General features: G+C 66.9%; 23 protein-coding genes. 4 read left to right on the forward strand and 19 right to left on the reverse strand.

Annotation, left to right across the window (positions count from 1 at the left end):
* The coding region (locus tag ACFY1U_RS50380) for a transposase (RefSeq protein ID WP_390700836.1) at positions 1-484 on the forward strand (484 nt) is incomplete at its 5' end.
* Positions 485-918: 434 nt separating this feature from the next.
* On the opposite strand, the gene ACFY1U_RS50385 is transcribed toward ACFY1U_RS50380, so the two are convergent.
* The 7 genes from ACFY1U_RS50385 to ACFY1U_RS50415 form a co-directional block, all read right to left on the reverse strand.
* A complete protein-coding gene (locus ACFY1U_RS50385) occupies positions 919-1,902 on the reverse strand; it encodes a LuxR C-terminal-related transcriptional regulator (protein WP_390700837.1) in 984 nt (327 codons plus the stop codon).
* 181 nt (positions 1,903-2,083) lie between these two features.
* Entirely contained in the window at positions 2,084-2,335 is a 252-nt protein-coding gene (locus ACFY1U_RS50390) for a phosphopantetheine-binding protein (RefSeq protein WP_390700838.1), read from the reverse strand.
* A 72-nt stretch (positions 2,336-2,407) separates the two neighbouring features.
* Positions 2,408-3,316 (reverse strand): FAD-dependent oxidoreductase, encoded by a 909-nt coding sequence (locus tag ACFY1U_RS50395; RefSeq protein ID WP_390700839.1) that lies wholly within the window; start codon positions 3,314-3,316, stop codon positions 2,408-2,410.
* A 53-nt stretch (positions 3,317-3,369) separates the two neighbouring features.
* A complete protein-coding gene (locus ACFY1U_RS50400; protein ID WP_390700840.1) occupies positions 3,370-5,094 on the reverse strand; it encodes an amino acid adenylation domain-containing protein in 1,725 nt (574 codons plus the stop codon).
* 28 nt (positions 5,095-5,122) lie between these two features.
* The gene (locus ACFY1U_RS50405; protein WP_390700841.1) at positions 5,123-5,986 is read right to left on the reverse strand and encodes a class I SAM-dependent methyltransferase; all 864 of its coding nucleotides are present in this window, start codon (positions 5,984-5,986) and stop codon (positions 5,123-5,125) included.
* Entirely contained in the window at positions 5,986-7,035 is a 1,050-nt protein-coding gene (locus tag ACFY1U_RS50410) for a S66 peptidase family protein (protein WP_390700842.1), read from the reverse strand. Before ACFY1U_RS50410 ends, ACFY1U_RS50405 begins: the two co-directional genes overlap by 1 nt.
* Positions 7,032-8,042: an amino acid--tRNA ligase-related protein gene (locus tag ACFY1U_RS50415; protein ID WP_390700858.1), complete on the reverse strand. Its 1,011-nt coding sequence runs from the start codon at positions 8,040-8,042 to the stop codon at positions 7,032-7,034. Before ACFY1U_RS50415 ends, ACFY1U_RS50410 begins: the two co-directional genes overlap by 4 nt.
* Positions 8,043-8,522: 480 nt before the next feature.
* On the opposite strand from ACFY1U_RS50415, the gene ACFY1U_RS50420 reads away from it, so the two are divergent.
* A complete protein-coding gene (locus ACFY1U_RS50420) occupies positions 8,523-8,729 on the forward strand; it encodes a hypothetical protein (RefSeq protein WP_390700843.1) in 207 nt (68 codons plus the stop codon).
* Between the two features lie 62 nt (positions 8,730-8,791).
* Here ACFY1U_RS50420 and aspS read toward each other — a convergent pair whose 3' ends face one another.
* From aspS to ACFY1U_RS50475, 11 genes are all read right to left on the reverse strand, one after another.
* A complete protein-coding gene (gene aspS / locus ACFY1U_RS50425) occupies positions 8,792-10,126 on the reverse strand; it encodes an aspartate--tRNA(Asn) ligase (protein WP_390700844.1) in 1,335 nt (444 codons plus the stop codon).
* Between the two features lie 276 nt (positions 10,127-10,402).
* A complete protein-coding gene (locus ACFY1U_RS50430; protein WP_390700845.1) occupies positions 10,403-11,677 on the reverse strand; it encodes an MFS transporter in 1,275 nt (424 codons plus the stop codon).
* A 43-nt stretch (positions 11,678-11,720) separates the two neighbouring features.
* A complete protein-coding gene (locus tag ACFY1U_RS50435; RefSeq protein ID WP_390700846.1) occupies positions 11,721-13,793 on the reverse strand; it encodes a hypothetical protein in 2,073 nt (690 codons plus the stop codon).
* A 28-nt stretch (positions 13,794-13,821) separates the two neighbouring features.
* Complete coding sequence (locus ACFY1U_RS50440; RefSeq protein ID WP_390700847.1) at positions 13,822-15,036, reverse strand: amino acid--tRNA ligase-related protein; 1,215 nt, start codon at positions 15,034-15,036, stop codon at positions 13,822-13,824.
* A gap of 101 nt (positions 15,037-15,137) precedes the next feature.
* A complete protein-coding gene (locus ACFY1U_RS50445; protein ID WP_390700848.1) occupies positions 15,138-16,661 on the reverse strand; it encodes a class I adenylate-forming enzyme family protein in 1,524 nt (507 codons plus the stop codon).
* Positions 16,658-17,092, reverse strand: a complete 435-nt coding sequence (locus ACFY1U_RS50450; RefSeq protein WP_390700849.1) for a hotdog fold domain-containing protein — start codon at positions 17,090-17,092, stop codon at positions 16,658-16,660. The genes ACFY1U_RS50445 and ACFY1U_RS50450 overlap by 4 nt, the downstream gene beginning before the upstream one ends.
* 5 nt (positions 17,093-17,097) lie before the next feature.
* Positions 17,098-17,541 (reverse strand): holo-ACP synthase, encoded by a 444-nt coding sequence (gene acpS / locus ACFY1U_RS50455; RefSeq protein WP_390700850.1) that lies wholly within the window; start codon positions 17,539-17,541, stop codon positions 17,098-17,100.
* A 2-nt stretch (positions 17,542-17,543) separates the two neighbouring features.
* Positions 17,544-18,818: a diaminopimelate decarboxylase gene (locus ACFY1U_RS50460; protein ID WP_390700851.1), complete on the reverse strand. Its 1,275-nt coding sequence runs from the start codon at positions 18,816-18,818 to the stop codon at positions 17,544-17,546.
* On the reverse strand, positions 18,815-19,645 hold the full coding sequence (locus ACFY1U_RS50465; protein ID WP_390700852.1) for a hypothetical protein: 831 nt from the start codon (positions 19,643-19,645) through the stop codon (positions 18,815-18,817). The genes ACFY1U_RS50460 and ACFY1U_RS50465 overlap by 4 nt, the downstream gene beginning before the upstream one ends.
* 32 nt (positions 19,646-19,677) lie before the next feature.
* Positions 19,678-19,953, reverse strand: coding sequence for an acyl carrier protein (locus ACFY1U_RS50470; RefSeq protein WP_390700853.1), 276 nt, complete (start codon positions 19,951-19,953; stop codon positions 19,678-19,680).
* Positions 19,950-20,930, reverse strand: a complete 981-nt coding sequence (locus ACFY1U_RS50475; protein ID WP_390700854.1) for a 3-oxoacyl-ACP synthase III family protein — start codon at positions 20,928-20,930, stop codon at positions 19,950-19,952. Before ACFY1U_RS50475 ends, ACFY1U_RS50470 begins: the two co-directional genes overlap by 4 nt.
* 658 nt (positions 20,931-21,588) lie before the next feature.
* Here ACFY1U_RS50475 and ACFY1U_RS50480 point away from each other — a divergent pair.
* Together ACFY1U_RS50480 and ACFY1U_RS50485 are read left to right on the forward strand one after the other, a co-directional pair.
* Positions 21,589-22,314, forward strand: a complete 726-nt coding sequence (locus tag ACFY1U_RS50480; protein WP_390700855.1) for a Type 1 glutamine amidotransferase-like domain-containing protein — start codon at positions 21,589-21,591, stop codon at positions 22,312-22,314.
* Between the two features lie 66 nt (positions 22,315-22,380).
* Positions 22,381-23,205 (forward strand): FkbM family methyltransferase, encoded by an 825-nt coding sequence (locus ACFY1U_RS50485; RefSeq protein WP_390700856.1) that lies wholly within the window; start codon positions 22,381-22,383, stop codon positions 23,203-23,205.
* 100 nt (positions 23,206-23,305) lie between these two features.
* Here ACFY1U_RS50485 and ACFY1U_RS50490 read toward each other — a convergent pair.
* Positions 23,306-24,069, reverse strand: a 764-nt coding sequence (locus tag ACFY1U_RS50490) for an FtsK/SpoIIIE domain-containing protein (RefSeq protein ID WP_390700857.1), incomplete at its 5' end; no start/stop codon positions are given.

Here is a 24,069-nt window from a genome sequence, read left to right on the forward strand (position 1 = left end):
TGGGGCCGGCTTGTCCTCGCCAAGGAACTTCGCCGCCTGCCGGACGATCGCCAGCTCGGTCTCCAGCACGTGGATCCGCCCGCGCGCGGTCCGCACCGGCTACTGGCAGTCCAACGTGTTTTTCGACCGCAACGACTGCGCCGCCTGCCCCGTACGGTCGAAATGCGTCCGCTCGAAGACCGAGCCACGCAAACTCGCCCTGGCCCCGCGCGAGGAACATGAAGCGATCCGCGCACGACGACGGCTCCAGGAAACCGACCAGTGGCAGCGGCACTACGCCGCCCGCGCTGGCGTCGAAGGCACCGTCGCCCAAGGGCTACGCCGCTGCGACCTACGCAGAAGCCGCTACATGGGCCTGAACAAGACCCGCCTCCAACACGTCCTCGCCGCCGCCCTCAACCTCATCCGAACCGACGCCTGGCTGACGGGGACACCACTTGCCAGCACCCGTACCTCCCGCTTCCGCCGCCCACGCCCCGCATAGACGCCCCGTCGAATTCGCCAACGGTGTCCTTCGAGGGACGCCATCCCGGAGGATAGGGACGAGGCATGGCTGCCAGCCTTCTGTGAAGGGCTGTCAGTTAGCCACCAGAACTGGAACCTGGGAGGTGGGGCAGGCCAACCTGTCGCCCGAACCTGCATCAGACCCTTCCTGCCAGCTTGAGCGCTGCCTCGCACACTCGGCGCTTCGTCCGGGCGGCGGTGGACCCTTGTCCCTACCTGGCGGTGCACGTGGCCAGAGCGGCAAGGGGGCGCGTGCCTACGCTGGCAACATCACCGCTTGCACGCACGGCCGGGAAGCTGATCAGAAACCCGCCGCCAAGCACCTCGCGGAAACGCACCTTGGCCCTGTGCCAAAGACAGCCGAAGCATTCGCCTGCCTAATTTCTGGGTCTCGCAGTGCACACCGAAGCCCGCTCAGCTGGCTGGCAGCCAACCTCGTTGAACCGCACGCACACCCGCCGCGAAGCGACTCGCGGCGCCCAACCGCTCCATGAGATCGGCCGTGATGCGTCGGGCGGTGCGTGGAGAGACTCCGAGTCTCTTGGCCACGGCTTCGTCGGTGAATCCGCGTGCCAGCAGTCTCATCACCTCGGCTTCCTGCGGGGCAAGACCGTTGGCGGCCAGCTCGGGGGACGCGCCCAGCGGACTGGAGCTGGCCCAGATGGCCTCGAACAACGCCACCCCGGTCGCGACGATTCCCTCGCTGTGGGTCACGATCGCCCCGGCGCGGGCGTCTGACATTCGAATCGGTAGTACGACCCGGCGATGGTCGATCAATATCATTCGAATGGGCAGGCTCGTCGCAGTCCGCACCTCGGCGCCCTGGGCGTGCAGCCAGCCGATGTGGTCCAGCGTGGGCGGGTCCCTGCGGACGCTGTCGGCATAGACCGTCCTGATGCGAACCGCGCGGCCCAGTAGGCCAGCGTTGGGTTCCCGGCTGGCACCCAGATCCTCCGCAGAATGCGCTCCGCCCGGCGCGAGGGTCATGATCTCGCGCTCGGTCTCCGCAGCCAGGGCAGCGAGGCGGTCACGTATGTCCGTCACACCAATAATGCGCTCGAAATTCGGGTCATCGAAAGCGGGAATGAGATCGGAATACTCGGCGATCAATCGTGTCGCCGCCAACCGGGATTCTTCCAGTTTCTGCTGCGCGGCAGCAAGGTCGGCCTTCCGCTGAGCGAGAACCAAATCCATGGCCACTTTGGGGCTCAGCGCCCGTATCTCGTGGCCGTCCCCCTGAGTGAGCGCAAGCGCACTCAACTGACGCAATGCGGCCCGGACTTCGCGCTCGGCAACGCCGATAATTTCCGCCAGCCCGGCAACGGACTCACCCGGGTGGGCCAACATCGCTCTGTACAGCGCTTCTGACAGTTCATCAAGTCCCAAGGTGTTCGACATACCGGCCTTTCAGATCCCAAGAGATACGCCACTGGCTGGCAGATACACGCATCACCCTCCGAGTTCGCCCTTGGCGACAGCAAAGACATTGAAGTTGATCATGTTCTTCAGGTCAACGGAGCGGGAATTCACTTCACACTCCGTTAATGAACGGCCGCCCTGCCGAGCTCGAATCTTGGAGTCATACCGCCAAAATCACCTCCAAACGGTCACAAAATTTCGCCAGGGTCGGATTTTCAGTGAGGGCAGAGAGTGGGATGCGCTGCCCGAAGTCACGGCTCAGCTGGAGGATGAGCTGACTCGCGGCGATGGAGGTACCGCCCAGCTCGAAGAAGGTGTAGTCCTCCAGTTCCTCGTCCTGTTGCAGGACGGCATTCCAGCGGTCGGTCACGGTCCGCCGGATATCAGAGGCGGCGGTCGAGGGGATGGTCATGATTCGTCCAGTCAGTCGGGAGCAATTGGCCCGGCCTGGCATGGGGCCAGGACAGGGCGGCACAGGGGAGCCTCAGCCGAAGGCAAGGTCTTCCGAGATTTTCCGCGCTGCATTGAGGCCACTGGCCGCTGCACCAGTCCACGCGAAATAGGGTGATGAGGGGTTGCTCTTACCCGTGTTGTAGACGCGCGGGTGCGAGGTCTGCCCGAAGAGCGTGGTCCGGGGAAACCCGTACGGATTCAGTTCAAGACCGAGTGCCTTGGGGAGAAGCTGGTTCGGCCGCTGGATCGCGGTGTCGAGGACCACCGCACCCGCCGTGATCTCCAGCCCTGCTTCGGTGACAAGGAGCAGTTCGCCGGACTGTAGCGTGGTGGCCGAACGCACCGTGTCGGCGACGACCTCGCCCCCGGCCGCCTTCAACCGCTCAGCCAGTGGGGACTTCTCGGCAGCCAGGTCGGACACCACGGCGGTGAGACGGTCGGAGTACTGCCTGCAGAGCAGAGCGTGCTGGAGGGTTTCCTCTCCAGTGCCCACCGTCACGAAGTTCGCACCGTCGTGCTCGAGGGTGTGGCAATAGGGACAGTCGAAGACTGTCTTCCCCCACTGTCCCTCGGGTATCCACTCCGGAAGGTCGTCCACGGGCCCCGTTGCCAACAGCAGCCGGTCTCCCGTGAAGGAACCCGAACCTATCGTCTCCACAGTCACGCTGTCCGTCGTCGAACGGGCCGTCAGGACTTCGTCCCAGACGAACACGACCCCGTATGAGGCAGCGTCGGACTCCATCTTCTGGTAGACCTCAGCGGGTGGCGTGCCATGCGCGAAGGGAACGTTGTTGACCCGGTCAGCCGGTGAATTCCGCCGGTTCTTGAGCGATACGACAAGCACACGCCGCTTCTGGCGACCGAGCATGATCGCGGCGGACAGTCCGGCGGCGCCGGCGCCCACTACGATGACGTCGTACTGGTCTTCCTGACGAGCCACGTAATCCTCCAGAAGAAGTACACAACTTGGAACGAGACGCGAAGGCCGCATGGTCAGTGAAGCGGTGCGACCACCGGATCGGTGGCCGCACCAGGGCGCGAAGCCGACTCTCGCGTGAAGAACCCGCTCAGGGCGGCGCGATCGACCTTTCCGGTCGGACCGACGGGCAGTGACACGGCTGTATGAATCTTGCTCGGCAGCATGTATGCGGGAAGCTCATCGGCCAGCAGCCGCGCGATCGTCCTGCCGCTTGCGGGTATGGCCATGCGCAGGGCGAGTGCCAGCACCGGATCGCGGGGCTCCCCGCAGGTCACGGCGACGGCCTCGGCGACGCCGGGCAGTTGGCGTGCGGCCTGCTCCACCTCTCCCAGCTCGATGCGGAAACCGCGTACCTTCACTTGCGAGTCGAGCCTCCCCAGGAACTCAACCCAGCCGTCCGGGGTCCATCGCGCCCGGTCCCCCGTGCGGTACATCCGGTCGCCGGGGTCGGCCGCCCATGGGTCCGGCAGGAATCGGAGGTCCGTGAGCGCGGGATCGTTGACGTACCCGGCACTCACGCAGTCGCCGGCGATCACGAGTTCGCCCGCTTCCCCGACGTCACAAGGCGACATATCCGGCCGCAGCACGTAGTACCGGGAATTCTGCATGGGATGCCCGTAGGGGATGCTGCTCCAGTCCGGGTCGACTCGGTCCACGACGAAGTCGTTGGACCATACGCACGCTTCGGTCGCGCCGCCCAGCGCCACCAGTACGGCGTGCGGGAACTCGCCCTTCAGCGTTGCCAGGGTGTCCACTGGTACCCAGTCGCCGCTCAGGAAGACGCGCCGCAATCGGCCACGGTCGCCCCCTTCGATCTCCCGGGCGAACATGAGGGCCAGCGTGAATGCCGCGGGTGCGGAGTTCCACAGCGTCACACCGTGTTCCAGGAGTGCGTCGCAGACCGCGTAGGGGTCGGCCAGTTCGTCCCCGGGGAGCAACAGCACGCTGCCTCCGCCCGCGGGCACTCCGAAGACGTCATAGACGGACAGGTCGAAGCTGAACGCCGCCATCTGCAGGACCACGTCATCGGGTCCGACACCGTTGCGCCGGTTGAACCAGTCGATCAGGTTCACCACGCTCCGGTGCCGCACCGCAACGCCCTTGGGATCGCCAGTCGATCCGGAGGTAAAGATGACATACGCGAGGTCGTCCGGGGTGGGCGGTTCCAGGGGTTCTCCCGGCAGCTGCGGCTGCCGCTGCCGGGCAAACACGCCCTCCTCTCCGCTGCGGGTCAGCAACTCGGGAGCGAGCGCGGTCGCCTGGTCGGAAACTCCGGGCGGCACCATGATCGACGCTATTTCGCCGACCCTGTTCCCGATCTCGACGGCCATTTCCCGTAGGCCGCTCGACGCCACCAGGAGTCGTACGCCCAGCGATCGGACGACCTTCACGATGCGCGACACGGGCCATCGCGGATCGAGCGGAACGTAGTAGGCGCCGGCGCGGACAACGGCATGCAGGGCGACGACCGTCTCGGGCAGATGGTCCATGAGCACCGCCACCGGGGAGCCTCGGCGTACGCCGGCTCCGCTCAGACCTCGTGCCAACTGAAGGCTTTCCTTGGCGAGTTGGTCGTGGGTGAGGACCGGGCCCTCCGTGGTACGGACCGCCGGAAGGCCGAGGTGGGTGTCCACGGCACGGTCCAGCAGGTCCACCAGGGTCGCATCGCGGGGGTAGTCGCGCGTGGTCCGGTTCCACTCCGTGACCGCCGCGGGGTGTGGGGGCGGTAGGTCGGTCATCGGTCCTCCTTCGCTCCGCCGGTCTCGGTCAGTTGCTCGGGCGAGAGGCCACGACGAAGAGGTTGTTGCCGCGGCCCACCGTGTCGGACATGCCCAGAAGCCCCCGCTCCATGGTGAGGATCCGCTCGAAGGCAGACGGTTCGCCTAGCAGATCGGCGAGGGAGCGCGTCGAACCGTGCAGCTGCGTCTCCTGATAACCGGGGTAGAGCAGAACGGGGAAACCGCTGATCAGATCCACCTGGAGTCCCGCGACCTCATGCATCGTCCGCAGTTGTTCCGGCGTGAACAGGTGCATGTCTGGCATGGTCTCCGTGAATCGCCCCCGTCCGGCCAGATTGCGCTCCGCCTCGCCCGTCTGCCCAAGGGCAAGGTTGAACCACGCGGCGTGCCAGCGACTCGGCACGAAGGAGACCAGCAGCCCACCCGGCTTCAGCAGACCGCTCAGCTGCGTGATGACGTCGGCAGGGGAGTCGACGAAGCCCAGGACGTTGTGGAAGTTGAAGACGAGGTCGAAGCGTTCACCGGCGAGGTTCTCGCCCACCTGCCCCAGGTCGCCTTCCTGGCAAACCAACCGGTCGGCGTACCCGTGCCGCTCCGCCTTCTCGCGAGCGTGGCCGAACATCGCGGGTGTCAGGTCGTAGAGCAGGCCGGAGCTGTCGGGGCGGGCCGTTGCGATGCGGTGGGACCAGCGTCCCGTGCCGCCCCCGGCGTCGAGGAATCGGAAACCCTCCGCCTCTGGCAGCCGCGGCAGCACGAACTCCGACAGCGCGGACCAAAGCAGTTCATCGGAGAGCACCCAGTAGGGCTGGGCATCGACGTCGTCGTAGGCGTCTGCCTTTCCGTTGAAGTACGTGCGGATTTCGTCCAGGGTGGCAACAGGTCCGGCGTTCATCAGTACACAGCTTTCGTAGAGGCGTGAGTGGAAGAGCTGGTCGGCTCGGCGGGGGAGCGCAGCGTCAGTTCCGTGTCCGACAGCACGCACTCCACTCCCAGCGGAAGTGTTGCCATCGGATCGGTGTGCCCGCACTCGATGTTGGCGAGGACCGGGAAGTCGTAGTCCCGGACAGCGCGCATCACCACTTCGTGCATTTGTCGGTCCTCCGCATCGGAGGACAGGCGAAGTCGGCCGATGACCAGCCCGGTGAGCCCGGCGAGCAGGCCGGCGTTGCGCAGCTGAGTCATGTCCCGATCCGCGTCGGCCGGGCTATATCCGCCGTCGGGCATGTCCAGTACGAGGACATGGTTCTGGTAGTCGGGCTGCCAAGGGGTGCCGAGGAGCTGGAGTGCGCTCGGCAGACAACCGGCCAGCAACGGTCCGGCTCCCGTACCTGGCCGCAGGACGACACGGGGCGGTGCGATCCTGTGCTGCCTTGGGCGCTTTTCGTCCACCGCCCAGTCGATGTACTCCTCGACCATGTGGTTCGCGCGAGGCACTGGGCCTCCGGATCCCGTCATGACGACATGCCGGAAGTGGTCCACCGTGTACGGGTCCGGAACGGGGAATTCTCCGAACTGGGGCAGCAGCGCAAGACCGTAGTAGGTACTGAGGCCAGCCGCCGCGTACAGCCCATGGTTGAGCACGGTGATGTCCGAATACCCGATCAGCGGTTTCGGGCAGGTCCTGATGGTGTCGAAATCCAGCAGTGGCAGCACCTGCGCGGCGTGGTCCCCACCGATCACGCAGATGATGCCCCGGATCCCGGGATCCGAGAACGCCGTCATGAGATCCGCCGCCCGATCCTCGGCTGCGGCCGAGCGCCAGTCCAGGCTGGCCCGGGCGTGCGACATGACGACGGGCTCCAGACCGGTGGCGGCACGCAGCGCGGACAGCGAGCGTTCGAACCGGCTGCGAAACAGGCCGGCAGCGCCCCAGGACGGGCTCACCACGGCGACCCGGTCTCCGGCTCTCAGCGTCGGGGGGAACAAAATCGGGCCCGTCACGGCGCGATGGTCACACCGTTGAGCCGGGGAGCGAGCTGCAGTTCACGGATGTCCCAGCGGTTGAGCACCCACAGCAGCCAGCGCTCGACTCCCAGGCCGAAGCCGGAGGTGCGCATGGGACGGACGTCCTTCATCTCCACGTACCACTGGTAGTCGGCCTCGGGAACGCCGTGCTGGGCCAGTGCGGTGCGCACCTGCTCGCCGGTCGTGTGCCGCTCGCCGGAGCCCACCACCTCGCCGACCCCGAAGAGCAGGTCCGCGCTGAGGGACGTACGTCGGTCCGCGTCGCCGTACGCCTGGTAGAACGGCACGGAGAGATGGTCGAAGTGGGTGACCCAGAGCACCGGGCTGACCTCAGCCATCAGGCGACGTTCGCCGTGCCGCGTCAACGTGCGCCAGCCGTCGGCCACTTCGACGGCAAGGGGGTCGCCGCCCAGGTGCTGGACCGCCTCGTCGAGGGTCATACGGGGAAAGGTGCCGAGTGCCGCCATGTGCTCCAGGTGGTCTGTACCGCCGGCGTGCGCGGCAATGTCGCCCGCGATCTGCTCAAGGACGGACCGGGACAGCATCGTCAGGTAGTTCTCCACGACGTCGATGACATCGTCCAGGCCGCCCTCGATCTCGGCCTCGCTGTGGAAGAACTGGTTGAGGTGGGTCTCGTCGGCGTCCTCGCCTCGGAAACTCGGCATCAGGTACCAGGCGCCCTGCGGGTTGAACCGGCAGCCGTATTCGAGCATGAACTGCATCGAGTCGGCCAGGTAGGTGCGTTGGCCGAAGAGGTCCACACCCACCGGTACGGAGTCGCTGCCCAGGCCCATCGGGCTGGACACGCTACCTGTGGTGATGGGCAGGTGAAGTGCTTTCACCTGCCGCTGCCGCCAGAATTCCGCGGTGCGGACGGTCAGCAGATCCTGAAGATCGATGAGCGTGCGGTAGAACGGATCTTCCATGATCTTTATGAAGCGGTCTGCCGCCGGACGCCATCCACCGTGCGAGAATTTCTCCATCACGGACACAAGAATTCCCTCCCGATTCTCTACTCGAATTTCAATGGAATGCGGGTGGCGTTCTCAGCTACCCCACGTCACATCGTCGGCTTCCGCCGCGTAGTGGGACTCGCCCCGCTGGGCGCCGTTCATGGAGGAGTTTCCGGGTGCCTCACCCGAGAAGGTAGCCAGCAGAACAGCGGTGATACCGGAGAGGGCAAATGCCGCGAAAGCGGTACAGATCTTCTTTGTAGCGTGCATGGTTCTGTTTCCCCGTTCGTTTCGAAAGTTGTTTCCGTGGCTGGGTTCCGGCACCACTCTGCCCCTGTCCGAAGAAGAAGAGAAGATCTTCCCGGCGGACTGATTCGGTCGTGGCCCAATGCGTCCATGCCAGGCATCCCTTTATTGGGGAGGCTCGCCCGATTCATCGAGGAGCTTCTCGAAGTAGGCCGCGGGCATGGCGACACCGCACGAGAGCAAGGTGAAGCCACGGAAGGCCACATGGCCGGACAGAGCCCGCCGGCAGACTCGCGTCGCGGCACACTCGGCCTCTTCCAGGGACGGGGCGAGCAGGTACAGCCCGAGTACGGGCTCACCCAGGGCAATGGGGTGAGCCACAACGAACTCCACGCCGTCCTGTGGTCCGGCACACTGCTGCACGAGTGCTGCGGCGTCGGAGGGCAGCTCGGCACCGACAGCCGGCAGTAGGTGAGCATGGACGAGGTACATGTGATGCCGCCGGTCTCACCAGGCCGCCCGCTCGGCCCCGTTCACGGGGTCAAGCGGTGCAGGTCGCGCGGGAAGAGTGTGGTGCGGCGGATGTTGTCGGCGCCCGTCAGCCGTGCGGTCCAGCGTTCGAGGCCGAGCGCAAAGCCGCCGTGCGGGGGCATGCCGTGCCGGAAGGCGGCCAGATAGCCCATGTACGTTTCCGGCGACTCCCCCCGCTCCGCCAGGGCAGCCAGATAATCGTCGTACCGGTGCAACCGCTGACCGCCGGTGACGAGTTCGAGTCCCCGGAAGAGGAGGTCGAAGCTGTTGGAGTGCGCCTCACGACCAGGCTCAGGATGGGTGTAGAAGGGCCGTTTGACCATCGGGTATCCGGTCACGAACAGGAAATCGCTGCCGTGCTCGCGCAGCGCCCACTCCGACAGGAAGCGCTCGTGGGCCGGCGCCAAGTCGGGCTCGCCGCGGGGGTCCTCGCTCGTGTGCTGTGCGAGGAGCGCCTGCGCGTCGGCGAAGTGGATCTCCGGGATGCGCTCCGGCACCTCCGGCAGATCGACTTCCAGAAGCGTGCACGCCTCAGTCGCACGCTTCCGGACCGAAGCGGTCATTGCGGCCAGGACCTCACGGAGTACGGCCATGACCTCGCGGTGGTCGGTAATGAAACCGAGCTCCACGTCGAGGGATGTGTACTGCGCCAGGTGCCGTGCCGTGTCGTGGGGTTCGGCACGAAAGACCGGACCGGTCTCGTAGACGCGCTCGAATACTCCCACCATGGCCTGCTTGAAGAACTGCGGGGACTGGGCGAGGTAGGCGTCGCTGCCGAACCAGTCGATCGCGAAGACGTTGGCCCCGGACTCGGTGGCGGACGCCACCACCTTCGGGGTATGGACCTCAGTGAAGCCGAGTGAGTCCAGGCACGCCCGGAAGCCTGCCACCGATGCGGCAGAGATGGCGTGCTGGGCTCGCAGCCGAGGGTGCCGCAGGGCGACCGGGGCGTGGTCCAGGATGGTCGGTAGGGTGGCCGGCACTGTCGGGCGATAGAGGTCGAAGGGCGGGGGCGCGACCCGTCCCGACAGGGACGTCACGACGGGCGAAGTCACCTCGAAGCCGCCGGGTGCCTGCGGGTTCTCCGTCACCGTGCCGCTGATCCGCAGCACGGTCTCTTCGGTGAGCGCGCCAGCTTCGGCCATGGCCCGGGGTTCACCGACCACTACCTGCGACAGTCCCGACCGGTCCCGGAGAATGAGGAACACCACGGATTTCAGTACGCGTTTGCGGTGCAACCATCCCTCAATGACCACTTCCTCTCCCACATGGCGGGAAAGATCCACAGCGAGAATCCTGGCCGTCGATGAGCCGATCAATTTCGGGGAGATCATCATAAACCCCTGATAAGTGAACGCTGACCCCTTGGGAGTGTGGGCGAGAAGGGAGCTCGCGGTACCACCACACTTTCGCCGACCTCTGAAACAGGTTGGCCTCGATAAGCCTGGTAACGGGGGCTGGCCGGCGGGGCATTGGGCTGCAGCGCCTTTTCTCCCCGCGCTCGGGAGGGTCTTCGTCGACCGGGGGTGAGTCCGCCATCCCAGCTATCGGCGGCTCTCTCGCGCTCACGTTTCCCGGTGATTACTCGTCTCCGTCAACACGTTGTTCCGAGCCTACACGCGAATTCCGGCCCCATCAACTTCCTTTGATTCCTTCTGAGTTGAATGGGAATTATCGCGGAGCCAAGCCCTGGACAGCAGGTGGATGAGGGCCGTGGCAGCGCAGATCACGGTGAGGCCGACAAGGTACGAGGTGCCGTGGCCCGCGTCGACGAACGCGCCCGCAGCGAGCGGACCCATCATGAAACCGACCGACTTGGCCATGCTCCATGCGGCGTTGTAGCGTCCGCGCGCTTCCGGCGGCGCCAGCTTGTTCACGAGTGTCGGCATCCCCGCGACGAAGCAGGTGGAGGCGATACCGAAGACCGCGACGGCGACCGAGACCAGCAGGAGACGCGTAGCCGTACCGCCGAGCCGTGCCGCCAAGATCACCAACACCCAGGAACCGGCCCACAACCCGCCTGCGGTGGCGATCAGCAGCCTCGGCTGGGATCGTTTCAAGCGGTCGTGAAGGAGGATCTGGGAGATGATTACCGCCCCCGTGTCGAGGGCGAAGGCGACCCCCAGCTGCCCTGGCGTGACGCCTGCCGCCAGGGTGAGATACGCCGGCAGGCCGGACTCCAGCTGCGCAAAGCTCGACGCCAGCAGGAGCCCTCCCAGGAAGAGCACGGCCATGAAGCCGGGGCTGCGGTAAACGACGGCGTACGAGGTGCGCCGACGAGGCTGCCTGTCCAGTGCCGACTCAGTGCGCACCGGAACCCGAACTCCCCTCAGCAGGGCGGCCACCAGCAGACAACTGGCGGCGTTCACCAGGTAAAGGATCTGGAAGGTGAGCGGATGCTCGACCGACGCCACGGTCGCGGCGACGATGCCGCCCAGTCCCATCGCCGCGTTCCCAATGCTGTAGCTGAGGCCGAAGACGACGGGGGCCATCCCCTCGGGTGCGCACTCCGCCAGCAGGGTGTACCAGGCGGCCAAGCCGCCCACCCCCAAGCCCGCCACGGCCGCGGTGGCCATGAAGGCGGCGGCGTCCGGGGCGAAACCGTAACCGGCATATCCGACCCCCTGCACGAACAGGGAAAGCATGGCCACGGGGCGCGCCCCTCTCCGGTCCACGAGTCGGCCGGCCAGCGGAGCGCCCAGCACCGCGCCACCCGAGAAGACCGCGAGTGCGGTGGTGGCGACGGCGACATCGAGTCCACGCACCTCATGCACGAAGACCACGAGGTACGGCATGATCAGGCCGGTCCCGAGGTTGTTCACGAGGCTGAGGAAGAGAAGCCGCCTACTGGCTCGCGGCAGCTGCCGTACATCTGAGGCAATCGACATGAGTGTTCCGGGTCCCAATGAATCGGAGGTTGGCGGAGAGGCGTCAGGCGCGCAGCCACAGGCCCCGGGTCCAACACCGGACGGCGCCGTCGGCGGCTACGACCACCTTGAGCGGGTGCTGATCGGGCCGTGTCCTCGTGGCGTTGCTGGTGCCGGTGAATTCGACGACCCTGCGCTCTCCCGCCTCGAGTTCGAGGTCGGTCGAGGCGGCGAGGCTGCAATGCACCACTGGCTCGTTGGAGATCGCGGCTCCGAGAGATACGGACAGGGGCCGCTCAGCGGGGGCCGTCAGGACGACGCCGAGCACGAACTCGGTGCCGCGCCGTACCTCCGACGCCAGAAGGAGCTCCACTTCGAGCTCGAAGTCCTTGCTGCCGGCAGCGACTTCGCCACAGCGTGCGCAGATCAGGTAGAGCTGCTCGGCCCCCGAACCAGCCGAGGGACGCACGCGATGGTCGACCGCGGTACAACTCCCGCACTGCGGGCAGTTCCGGGGCTCCTCGCTCATCTCCACTGCCCAGGGTCGGCGCCAGCCATCCACGTAGCTGGAGAAGTTCTCCCTGATCCAATCGATCTCGCCGCGGACCAGCCGTGACTGGAACCGGGACAGTTCCCGCACCGCCGACTCGAACGCGGCCACAGCCTCACTGGCCTCTTCGACACGTGTCGCGGTGGCGCGGCCCAGCAGTGCTTCCTTCGCCGTGCGTTGCACGGTGTCCAGGACGGTGAAGTCGGCCTGGACACCGACGCTCTGCAAGCCCTGCAGCCGGTCCAGCCATCCGGACACCCGCTCTGTCCACAGGACGTCGAGCCTCGGCGGCGCCAGCTGGACGCGGCCCGGTGGCCGGCCAGCCACCGTCGTCAGTGCCCAGGACGTGTATCCGTCAGGGCGGGTGAGCACCACCGGACCACCGACGCCACTGGCCATGACGGGGCCGCCTTCGACTAGGACCGCTGCGGGCTGCGCTGCGATGCGCACCCCTTCCGGCGGGCACGTCACGGAGGCGATCGTGCCGTCGGCGACCGGTGCGAGGCCCGCGTCCCCGAAGAGCACTAGACGGCCCAGCCCGTCCGGTTCGGCGTCCAGGACCCCATTCACCTCGGCCAGCGCCAGCCCGAGCGGCAGACCGCCGCGCGTCAGGCCCTGGAAAAGCTGGCCGGCGTAGGCAACACCCTTGCGGATGCCGGTTCCGGTAGCGACGGCGACCGTGCTGTTCTCCAACATGGTGAGCGGAACGGAGACCTCGGCCGAAACCGCCCCCTCGCCGGCGACGGCCAGCCTGCAGCCGTCCAGCACGGCGAACACCGCGCGCAGCTCCGCGGCGCGCAGGTGCTGTTCGACTTCCACGTCGGCGCGCCAGCAGCCCTGGCCCTGCTGGCAGGCCGTGGGGTGCTCCCGGAAGTCGGCCGCGTCCGGCATCGGAAGCGGCAGCAGTGGGTTCGCGGAGGCACGTCCGCAGATGCCTCCCCCGTTGAGGTGCATGACGCAGTCCCGCGCGTGGCTGCGGCCGGCCAACATCGCCACGCCCGGGCCGATCGCTTCACGCAGATTCGCGGGTGTCGCCGCGTTGCCCACGAGTCTCCTGGGCGTGACTTCGTCGATGGAGACCGTGTCGAAGGACAGGTCATGCCAGTGCTGCGAGGCGGCGGGCCCGCACAGGACGGTGCGTACGGCGAGGGCACCGCCGGCGGCGACGGTTCGTGTGACGAAGAAGCCCAGCTGGGCGTCGGCCGGGAGCGCAGCAAACCGCTCGGGCGTGATGACGGAGAGTCCGCCCACCACCGTCACGGGTTCCTCCCGGCTGCGTGCCAGGGCGGCTGTGAACGGCGCGTGGACCAGCGGGCGACCGGTGACACCCGCCAGTACCTCACCCACTGCGGCATACGCGGTGTCGCAGACGTAGACGCTTCCGTGCCACTGGCGTGCGGCTATCTCGGTCACCGTCGGCAGGGTGGCGATGGCGGACCGGAAACTCTCCCAGTACTCAGCGGGCACGGGGAGCACGGCATCTGCCCGCCCGGTTTCCTGGGCGTGCCGGAGATACTCCGCGTGCGTGTCGACCGGGACGATGGCGCGCCCGGCGATGCGGAGGGCTTCCCGGGTGTGACCGTTCATGACATTCCTCCTGTGCTGGGGCCGCGGCCTACGGTTCGAGGTGGTCGATGAACCGAGGGAACGGCACGACCTGTCGGATGTTGGCGAGGCTCATGCACTTCGCCATGAGGCGGTCGATTCCCAGGCCGAGACCGGTGAACGGGGGCAGGCCGCTCTTGACGACCTTCACGTAGTAGTCGAAGCGCACGGGATCGAGTCGCTGCTCCGCCATGCGCTCCAGCAGGCGCTGGGGGGACGTGACGCGCTCGCCGCCGTCGATGATCCCGACCTCGTCCCAGTAGAGCCGGAAGTCGTTCGCCACCTCCGTGCCGACGAGCGGGTCGTAGCGGGTGGACGAGAAGAAGGCCTTGTGGTGGGCAGGCATGTCGACGACCCAGAACAACGGGCGGTTCAGGTGCCGGGCCACAGTGCGCGCGTGATAAGGCTTGATTCGGTCTCCGCGCTGCAGGGGGGCGTGATCCTCGCTCTTCGTCGTGATGGCGACGACGTCTTCGTAGGTGACCACGGGGATGTCCGCCAGGTGCTCGTCGGGCAGCGGCGCGTCGGTGTGAGCGCAGACCCGGCGGACGATCCGGTCGGACAACGCGATCATGTCGTCCCGTCCCCGGTGGGCGGCGGTCACCTCCAGGATGAGGAACTCGCTCAGATGCTGGGAGCTGTGGTTGATGTCCGCGCGGAAAAGCGGTGAGATCTCGAAGACCGACGAGAAGTCGCCGGCGACGAAGGCGGTGTGGAACAGCAGGTTGCTGAGGCTCAGATAAGCCTCGCGGCCGAAGAAGTCCACCTTGAACTTCATGGTCGGGCCGTCCGCCATGCTTCCGACGATCCGAGGCGACTGCACCTCGACGTAGCGCTCGTCCTCCATCAGGTCCCGTACGGCCTTGATCGCCGTCCACTTCTTCAGCAGCCGTTCGCGAACTTCCGGCAGCCTCATGTAGACATGCTGGTCGGAGAGGATGTCCCTGCTGTACGGCAGTTGCCGCAATCGAGCCATCGTGGTGGTGGAAGTGTTCTCCGCGAGCACCTGAACGTCGTCGACGTGGATCTCCTCAGCGAACTTCCTGGACTTCTCGGCCGGCCGCAGCATGCCGGTGATCCGGACGATGCTCTCCTCCGCGATGTCGGGCCGGCCCGGGAACACACACAGGTACTCCTGGTCCAGGCAGCGCAGCACGGCGAACGCCAGTCGCTTGCCCATGGGCCTGATCTGGAAAAGCCTGCCGGTGAGGGTGGTCGGGGGCACTGGGACTCCTCATGGGTGGTTTCGGGACATCTCACCGAGCGGGGTCCTGTCCCCGGACTCGCCTTCACTGTGCCGTCGGCCCAGGGCGACGAACAGGGCTGTCAGACGGACTGATCCGGCCGTGACCTGTTGTGTCCTGGCCGTATCCGCTCCGTGAGGGCGCGGCGGTCCGCTTTTCCGTTGCCGTTCAGGGGGAGTTCCGCGACGACGGTGCAGCGGGGCGGGATCTTCGCCGGCTCGATCTGCTCTCGTAGCTGCACCAGGACCTGCGCCGGCTCCAGATCCGTGACCACGACCAGTTCGGCTGGGTGGGCGTCGTCCGGCGGCAGCGCCACGGCCCCCGTCACGCCGGGTACGCGCCGTGCCGCCGCCTCCACCTCGGTGGTGCTGACCCGGAACCCGCGCTGTTTGTAGAGGTCGTCGCGCCGGCCGTCGAAGTAGACATAACCGTCGGTGTCGATCCACCCGTAGTCCCCTGTGCGCAGCTCGGGGAACAAGCCGTGCCGACGGGGGAACCGACTCGCCGTCAGGTCGGGGCGCTGCCAGTAGCCCGCCATAACGTTCGGCCCACGCACGGTCAGTTCGCCGATCTCCCCCGGCGGCAACTGGTCGCCGTTCTCGTCGCAGGCGACGACCTCGGTGCCGGGCAGCGGCAGTCCGCAGGAGCCCGGGCGGTCCAGGTCGCCGTCGGCGGGCATGATCGTGGCGCGCTTGCACTCCGTCAGGCCGAACATCAGATGGATCCGTGCTCCGGGCAGCGTCTCCCGCAGCGCGGCGAGCGTCACGGCGGAGACGGCCGCGCCCGTGTTGGTCAGCAACCGCAGCGGCGGTCGGGGGCCGGAGGTTCTGCGCAACAGCCAGGCCAGACTGTCTCCGAGCGAGGGAACCATGGGCAGCACCGTGGCCTCGCACTCCAGCAGGCGGCTGACCAGAGCCGGGCCGGATTCCCGCGCCCCGCCGAGCCACACGTGGGCCCCCGAAAGGGCGCCGAGGAACACCTGGTAGAGGCCGTAGTCGAAGGAGAGCGGCAGCGGGCAGTACACCGTGTCGTCCGGCTGGTAGCGCAGGACGGACTGGATCGCCGAGAGGGCGAACAGCGCTTGTCCGTGCGTGCTGACGACGGCTTTGGGCGCCGAGGTCGTGCCGGACGTGTAGATGAGACACACCGGGTCCACCGTCAGCGGTCCCGTCCGGTCGTCGCGGCGCGGATCGGTCCGGTCAGCGGAGGCGTTCAGTTCCATCGGTGCGATGCCGCCCAGCCCGCGCTCCCGTGCCGCCCGTAGCGCCCCATCGTCATCGGAGACCAGGAGCGCGGGGCGGCAGTCGTCCAGCACGTGCTCCAGAGGGACGCCCCTGACCTGCTCGTGGACGATGGAGAATGCCACTCCCAGCCGTGACGCGGCGAACGCCAGGGCAGGCACCAGCACCCCGGTGGGGAGCGCGATGACCATCCGGTCGCCGCGCCGCATACCCAGAAGGTGGAGAGCCGTGGCCAACTGGCGGCTGCGCGTGGCCAGTTCGCCGTATGTCATGCTGTGTCGTCCGTCGGAAAGGGCCGGTGCGTCGGGCCGGCTGCGTGCCGTCGCGTCGACGAGGTCGTGCAGCAGCGCCCCGGGCCCGGTCACTGCGCGGCTCCGGCCCGGGCGAGCCGGGTCGCCGACTTCGCCGTGGCGGACCACGGCAGTACCAGTGTTCCTTCACCGCCGCAGACGAGGACGGGTGGATCGAGGACTTCCGCAGCCGATGGGCGGTCGCCGTATCGGGCGGCGATCACCTTATGCGCCTCGAACTCAATGAGACATCGCAGCCGCGAGCGGTGTTTCAGCCGGGCGGTCGCCTCGATGAAGTCGCCTGGGTGTACGGGCGCAGTGAACCGCAACCCGGTGTACTCGGAGAGCAGGCCTTCGTCGCCGCCGGACCGGATGCCGATCTCGGTGGCGAGGTCCCCGAAGAGACGCAGGACGAGGGCGGCTCCGATCAGATCACCTCCGTAGTGGGCGTCCGACTGGCTCAGGCGGATGCGTATCCGGGCGACGATGTCGGAAGGTGTGTCCATGGTTGTTACTCACTCCTGGCGAGGACTGGTGGTACTTGCTCGAGGCGCGGGTGGGCGATAGCCACCGCAACGGCGACGCCGTTCTTGTGGGAGATCGACACCGCGACCCCGTCGATGCCGGCCGAGGCAGCATGCTCGGCAGCCGGCCCGAGGAGGCGTACGGTCGGCCGGCCTTCCGCGCTTCGGCCAATCTCGATGTGGCGCGGTGCGAGACCCCGGCCGAATCCATGGCCCAGCGCCTTGGCGACCGCTTCCTTCGCCGCGAAGCGGCCCGCCAGGAACTCCCGCCGCCGCTCGGGCCCGACGGCGTCCGCCAGGTCCCGCTCAGCACTGCTGTACGCGAAGCGCAGAAACCAGGGGCGGCCGCACAGTCGGTCCAGCTCCGCGATCCACAGCACGTCCACACCCGGACGGACCGTGAACTCCGACCGCAGGGGTGCCGGTTCCACAGCTAGAACTCCGCGAGCCGTTGCGGCGACAGCAGGTCCTCGACCGTGTCGCGGCGACGGACCAGCTGGACCCTGCCCTGGTGGACCAGCACCTCGGCCGGGTAGCCGTGGCTCAGGAAGCGACCCGGGGACGCGGTCGGACCGTACGCGCCCGAGCGTTCGACTCCCAGCAGGTCGCCCGGCCGGACCGGGGGCAACGCGATCTGCTTGGCCAGCACGTCGGCCGGGGTGCAGAGCGGTCCTGTGACCGTGTACCGCATGGTCGATGGTTCGTCGGGCCGGGTCAGCGCGCGCAGAGGGAAGTTGCGCCGTACGAAACTGCCGACACCAACCGCTGCCATGTGGTGGTTGGTTCCTCCGTCGGCGATCACGAAAGTCTCACCCATGGAGTCCTTCACGTCCAGGACACGGACGACGTATGTCCCGGACGCGGCGGTGAGACATCGCCCCGCCTCCAGGATGTAACGGCAGTCGGGACGGGTCCGGGCGAAGTCGTCGACGGCTTGGTTGACTCCGTCGACGAGTTCGCCGATGTTCGGGTCCTTCTCGTTGTCGAAGTAGGCCACGCCGATCCCGCCCCCGAAGTCGACGGTCCGCAGCGGTATGCCGAGCGCCGCCGCGATTCGCCCCGCCTCGGCGAGGACGCCGCGAGTGTTGTGGACGACGTCTTCGGCACGCAGGAACCGGGTGCCGACATAGGCATGGATTCCCTCGATCCTGATGTGCCGCAGCGCGGTCAATTCGGCGCGGGAGCGCTGTAGCAGATCTGCGTCCATGCCGAACTGGCGTGGTTTGCCGCCCATGGCCAGCCCCGAACCCGTGGTGGTGAAGACCGGGTTGATCCTGAGCAGTACCGGCACGGCGCCATCCGTACCTACACCTGCCGCGATGTCGTCGAGCAGCCGCAGTTCACCGAGGGATTCGCAGACCACGGCGCGAATACCGGCCCGGACGCAGGCTTCGAGTTCACGTGGTGTCTTCCCGGGACCGAGGAAAATGATGTCCTCGGGCGCGAACCCCGCGCGCAGCGCGGTGACCAGTTCCGTCTCGGAAGACACTTCGGCGCCGGCCCCGAGCGACCGGAGGTAGGCAGCCACGCTGACGTTCGGGTTGGCCTTCAGCGAGTAGAACACATCCACCGTCGGCCGCAGTCCGTCCCGCAGCCCTTCGTAGTCCGCGCGGATGGTATCCGTGTCGTAGACGAAGAACGGGGTCCCGAACTCCTCGGCGATGTCGGAGACCGACAAGCCCTGGATACGTACGTGGCGGCCGGTCATGCGCTCACTTCGATTCTTCCCGACGCCGACGAGGAGGGATCACTCCCGAGCGCCAGAAGGTGGCTGCGCTCCGGTGCTCGAGCATCGGTCTCGCAGAGCACGATCCGGTCATACACCGCCCCCCAGTCGGCGTGCTGCTCCGCGAGCGCCAGCCACACACCGGTGGCATACGTCGCCCGTTCCACCCGGTGTACGGCAGCTCCGGCGGGCAGCAGCAGGGACGGGTCAGCATGCGGTCCCACCACGATCAACGGTTGTTCCGAGCCGTCGATCATCCTCGCCAGTCGGTCACCAACGGCCGCCGGGTCGGCCCCGCGGACCTCGGCCACCTCCCCGAGCCGCAGGCCGTCGCCCTCGCCGAGGACCAGCAGCGCCGCGGAATCGGAGGCCGTGGCCGCATCGAGGCGCTCACCGCGCGCCGGGTGAGTGCTCTGCTCGACGATCAGAACAGCCGCCGTGCGCACCCGTCCGGAGCAGTGACCGGCCGAGGCGATCCGGACCGCGGTGAACGGCGCGGCGCTGCCCTGCTCGCCGATCGCGAATCGACGGCCGCTCCCTCCGAGCCGGTCCTGTAGAAAGGGAGAGACCGGCGTGTACGGATGGAGATCGGGAAGCCCGCTCGCGACCACGACCAAATCCGCGTTCCGCGCAGCACTCAGGACCGCCTGATCGGCCAACAACCGCTCGGCCAGGTCCACATGGCTGACTCCGGCACCGCCGTTGAGCAGCCGCTCGTCGATCCGCATTCCGAACGGCCGGTGCAGATCCTCGGCATACATCAGTTCCAGCGGCTCGGGCTGCCAGCCCTTGTGGTCGGTGACGGTCACGGCCGCCGCCGCACGGAGGGTCAGGGGGGGAGTCAAGGACGCACCTCGCCGCTCTGATGCGCAGCCAGTTCGCGCAGTACAAATGCGGCGAAGGTGCCTACGGTCTCGAAATCATCCATGTCGAGTGTCTCTGGATCGACCACGAGGCCAAACGAGTCTTCCATGGCCATGAGCAGCTCCAGGCTGGTGGTGGAGTCGAGATGCAGGTCCTCGAACAGACGGGTGTCATCGCTGAGACCCGTCACCGGCCGGTGCAACGCCTCCGAAACTCCGGCTGCGATGGCTGCGACAACAGTGCTGTGGTTCATGGTCGATCGCCTTCTGCGGGAAGCTTCCGCGAGGGACGGGTCAGTACGGTGGCTGCGTAGCTGCCGCCAACACCGACCGCAGCCATCAGATAGGTGCCTCCGGATCGGATCAGCCCGTCTTCGTCGAGTGTCTTGTAGTTGATCAGCGGGTCTGCCGAGAAACAGTGGCTGTAGCGCGCGATGTTGTTCAGGAAGATTCGGTCTGTGTGGATGCCGAGTGCCTTTGCGGCCTGTCGCCAGAATGTCCGGTTCACGTTGTGCGGGATCACGAGGTCGATGTCGTCGAGGGTGAGGCCCGACTCGGCGACAGCACGGTTCATGGTGTCGACGAGGAGCGCCACGGCGATGTCGCCGGTCTGCTGCGGCTCAGCGTCCGGCGGCCTGAAGTCGCTGCGCACCGCGTGCGAGCGGATCACATCACCATCGCCGCCCAGGGTGAGCAGACAGGAAGCCGCACCGTCCGCGAGCAACTGGCCGAGCCCGTAGTCCAGTTGGATCAGCGGGGTAAACACGCGCTCGCCGGATACGACCAAGGCGCAGTCGCCTTCAGCTCCCTCGGCGCGGAGCAGATCCCCTGCCATGTCCATGGCGGTGAGCGCCTGGGCACAGTTGTGCTGGACCACGGCGAACGCGTCAGCGTGCTGCAGGCCGAGAGAGGCGGCCAGGACCTGTGCGGCATCGATGTCCGCCGGGGTCACCTGCGGGACCGCGTGGGCGTAGACGACATAGCGGACACGTTCGCGTGCGGTGCCGGCCAGTGCTCCCCTGGCCGCAGGCAGCAACAGGTCGAAGAGATCCAGGTCCGCGTCGAACCGCAACCGGTCCAGGCCGTGGATGCGCCGGAAGACACGCACCTGAGCGGCGGACAGGCCGTGGTCGTCCAGCACTTCCTCGACGGAGGCCTCCCGGTCCGGGAAGAACGTGTCGACCGACGTCAAGGTGACCGGCAGCCCGGCCGGTGCCATGGTGGCGGTCATCCCCACACCACCGGTCTCGACGCGGGCCGGCGAGGGCCGGATCTGCCCCGCAGGTCACCGGAGGTCTCGCCGCTCCAACTGCGGCACACACGATCTGTCACGGTGTCTCCCCTACTCATGCGAACGGCCCGACAGGAACGGGCCGGAGCGCGAGGTGGCGCGTTGTTCTCTCCCGGGGGTCGCATTCACTGTGCCCCGTTCCGAACGGCCGGAAAAGATCTCCCCGATGGACAGAACCGGCCTTGGCATATTGAGGACTGAAGCCAGGGGCGGCGCACAACGACTCCAGGATCTTCCGTCCAGGCACGTCGTATCCGTCAGTCCGGCAATTTCCTCGATGCCCGGGTGTAGTCGCGCCAGGCGCGCAATTCCCCGGCAGAGCAGACCGATCCGCAATCCCCACCGCACACGGAAACGGGGGTCCGTCGCGGCATCGACTCCGTCACGAAGCAGCAGTTCAGTAGCCGGCAGCTGGCCGGGAGCGGCGGCAGCGGTACGGGGACCCGGCTTCGGGCGGTCGTTGCATGGGGTGATACAAGGCTGCCCAACTCCCCGCGCCCAGCAGCTCGGTAGACGGTGAATACAGTCCGGTAACCTGCCCCCGTAACCGGGGGCAGAACAGCCGCTCCTGCATGCCGTCTGCTGAGGAGGGGCTCCTGTGCCCGTCGTTCACCCGCGTCGTTTGGCCCTCATCGGAGGGGGCTTTTCCACAGACGACGATAGACTGCTCGATGACTGGGTGCTGGGCCAGGCACGCACTCCTCGACCCAAGGTGTGCTTTGTGCCCACTGCCAGCGGTGACGCCCCCGCCTATATCGAGCAGTTCCTCACCGCATTCCGGTCACGGCCCGACTGTGAGCCCTCCGTCCTGCCTCTGTTCCGACGAGAGCTCGACGATGACTCATTGCGCCGGTTCCTCCTTGCTCAAGACGTCGTGTACGTGGGCGGTGGCAACACTGCGAATCTGTTGGCGGTCTGGCGCACGCACGGCATTGATCGGCTGCTGCATGAGGCCTACGATCTCGGAACGCTTTTGTGCGGGATCAGCGCTGGCGCCAACTGCTGGGCAGAGGGATCTCATACCGACTCCTTCGGGCCGCTTGGTTGCCTGCCGGACGGGTTGGGTCTATTGCCCGGTTCTGTCTGCCCGCACTATGACAATGAACCGGGCCGTCGCCCCTCCTACCAGGCAGCTGTGGCAACCGGCGCCCTTCCCGCAGGATGGGCATTGGAAGACGGAGTTGGAGCCCTATTCACGGACGGCCTTCTGACAGAAGCGGTGACTCGATTTCCCAGTGCGCACCTGTACCGCGTGGAGCCGGACAGGCTGAGCGGCGTCAGCGAACGAGCACTGCCATGCCGCTTGCTCACAGCAGTATCGTGATCGGCCGACCGTAGGGTCAGAACGAATATCAGAGCCATAAGCTGGATCTCTCAGAAGTTGGTGCCCATGTTGCAGGAATTTACGAAGGCCGACATAGAGACCGAATGGGGCGCGCGATTGACCGTCCTGCAGGAAGACGCCAGTCACTACGGAGATGTGCTGATTTCCGGCATGAGCTGGGAGCACGAGACTCGACTGTTGCAGCGGCTCACAAAGCCTGGGATGACGGTTCTGGACGTCGGCGCCAACTACGGGTACACGGCATCGCTCTTCGCCCACCAGGTCGGCCTCACGGGGCGTGTCGTCTCCTTGGAGCCGGAGCCCGTAATGGTCGAGCTGCTCACCCGGAACATGGCCACAAACGGTCACCGAAACGTCGAAATTGTGGCAGCGGCAGTCGGCTCGATGCCTGGCGAGATGAAGCTGTGGCGCAGCGCGACGAATCTTGCCTGCCACTCCCTCAACCCGGATTTGGTCCCTTCACCCCTGGACTCCGTCACAGTGTCCGTGACAACCCTGGACGACCTCTGCACGAAGCATCTCGCGGAGAGGTCACCGGATCTCATCAAGCTCGATGTGGAGGGATGGGAACTCGAGGCCCTTCAAGGCGCAGGCGATGTCCTGAGTTCCGCTCGTCCTGACATCTGGCTGGAGTTCTGGCCGGACGGCCTCCGAGCCAACGGGCACAACCCCGCCCGCCTGTTGGAGCTTCTCCGGGAGGCAGGCTACGTTCTTGCAGGCCATGATCTGGTGACCGGTGAACGGGTGGACACTGCGGAGGACGCCGCGATCGACTACTGCGACGCGATGAGCGAGGCTTTTCATCGGGAAGGCCACGCGGATCTCTATGGAATCGTCTATCTCCTCGCCACGCATCCCGGCAAGCCCTAAGAGGGTGTTTGATCTAGGTGAATTACGGCTTATGCAGTAATGCTGCTCCGCGGAAGATTCGTGGCGTTTCTCGCTGAGGATGACGCGGTTCTCGCGGATTTCAGCACCGTGTTCTACGAGATCCATCGTCTGAGGAGCGGGGCAGCACGATGTCGGTGGCGCCCAGTTCGAACAGCTGCCCCTTCGCGCGTAGGCGGCGCAGCTGGTCGACGGAGTCGATGCCCAGTTCGCGGAGGAGTTCCTCGCGCTCGGCCGGCATGGTGCGGGCCTCGGCGACCGTGCGGGCGGCCCGTTCGTGGTCTGCCCGCCCCGCGATGCCGCCGACGTGCGGCAGATCGGCCAGGGCGGACAGGCCTCTGCCGGCCAGGTCGATGCCGTAGACGGCGACATCGTCCGGGGTGTGGGTGAGGGCCAGGGCGAGGGCGAGCGTGCGCAGCAGGGTGGTCTTGCCGGACTGTGGTCCGCCGATCACCGCGACGTGTCCGCCGGCTACCGTCAGGTCCAGCAGCCATGGCTGCTGGACCTGACGGGCCGGGTCATCCAGCACGCCGAGCGGGACATGCATCGAGCCGTCGCCGTACGGGAGGCGCGGGCCTTCCGTACCGGCCTGCAGCGGCCCGGCGGCCGTGTTCAGGGTGACGGTGTCCGGCGGCGGAGGCAGCCAGATGCGCCGTACCGGCAGGGCTGCCGTGGCGAGCTGGTCGACCATGACGGACAGGACGGTCGGGCCGGTCTCATGCCGGGTGGCGGCGGGTTCCTCTGATGCCTCCAGCGGCACGCCTACCGACAGCTGTGCGTCCAAGCTGTTCAGACCGCGATGGTGGGCGTGTTCGTGGCCGGTGGAGGCTGCGTGGCCTTGCCTCC

The organism is Streptomyces sp. NPDC001351 (assembly GCF_042896045.1).
GTDB lineage: Bacteria > Actinomycetota > Actinomycetes > Streptomycetales > Streptomycetaceae > Streptomyces.

Excerpts from the sequence above, each read along its gene's own strand:
- ACFY1U_RS50385 (WP_390700837.1), bottom strand. The coding sequence starts at position 1,902 with ATGTCGAACACCTTGGGACTTGATGAACTGTCAGAAGCGCTGTACAGA.
- ACFY1U_RS50390 (WP_390700838.1), bottom strand. The coding sequence starts at position 2,335 with ATGACCATCCCCTCGACCGCCGCCTCTGATATCCGGCGGACCGTGACC.
- ACFY1U_RS50400 (WP_390700840.1), bottom strand. The coding sequence starts at position 5,094 with ATGACCGACCTACCGCCCCCACACCCCGCGGCGGTCACGGAGTGGAAC.
- ACFY1U_RS50405 (WP_390700841.1), bottom strand. The coding sequence starts at position 5,986 with ATGAACGCCGGACCTGTTGCCACCCTGGACGAAATCCGCACGTACTTC.
- ACFY1U_RS50415 (WP_390700858.1), bottom strand. The coding sequence starts at position 8,042 with ATGGAGAAATTCTCGCACGGTGGATGGCGTCCGGCGGCAGACCGCTTC.
- ACFY1U_RS50420 (WP_390700843.1), top strand. The coding sequence starts at position 8,523 with ATGGCCGGACAGAGCCCGCCGGCAGACTCGCGTCGCGGCACACTCGGC.
- aspS (WP_390700844.1), bottom strand. The coding sequence starts at position 10,126 with ATGATGATCTCCCCGAAATTGATCGGCTCATCGACGGCCAGGATTCTC.
- ACFY1U_RS50430 (WP_390700845.1), bottom strand. The coding sequence starts at position 11,677 with ATGTCGATTGCCTCAGATGTACGGCAGCTGCCGCGAGCCAGTAGGCGG.
- ACFY1U_RS50435 (WP_390700846.1), bottom strand. The coding sequence starts at position 13,793 with ATGAACGGTCACACCCGGGAAGCCCTCCGCATCGCCGGGCGCGCCATC.
- ACFY1U_RS50450 (WP_390700849.1), bottom strand. The coding sequence starts at position 17,092 with ATGGACACACCTTCCGACATCGTCGCCCGGATACGCATCCGCCTGAGC.
- ACFY1U_RS50460 (WP_390700851.1), bottom strand. The coding sequence starts at position 18,818 with ATGACCGGCCGCCACGTACGTATCCAGGGCTTGTCGGTCTCCGACATC.
- ACFY1U_RS50470 (WP_390700853.1), bottom strand. The coding sequence starts at position 19,953 with ATGAACCACAGCACTGTTGTCGCAGCCATCGCAGCCGGAGTTTCGGAG.
- ACFY1U_RS50475 (WP_390700854.1), bottom strand. The coding sequence starts at position 20,930 with ATGACCGCCACCATGGCACCGGCCGGGCTGCCGGTCACCTTGACGTCG.
- ACFY1U_RS50485 (WP_390700856.1), top strand. The coding sequence starts at position 22,381 with ATGTTGCAGGAATTTACGAAGGCCGACATAGAGACCGAATGGGGCGCG.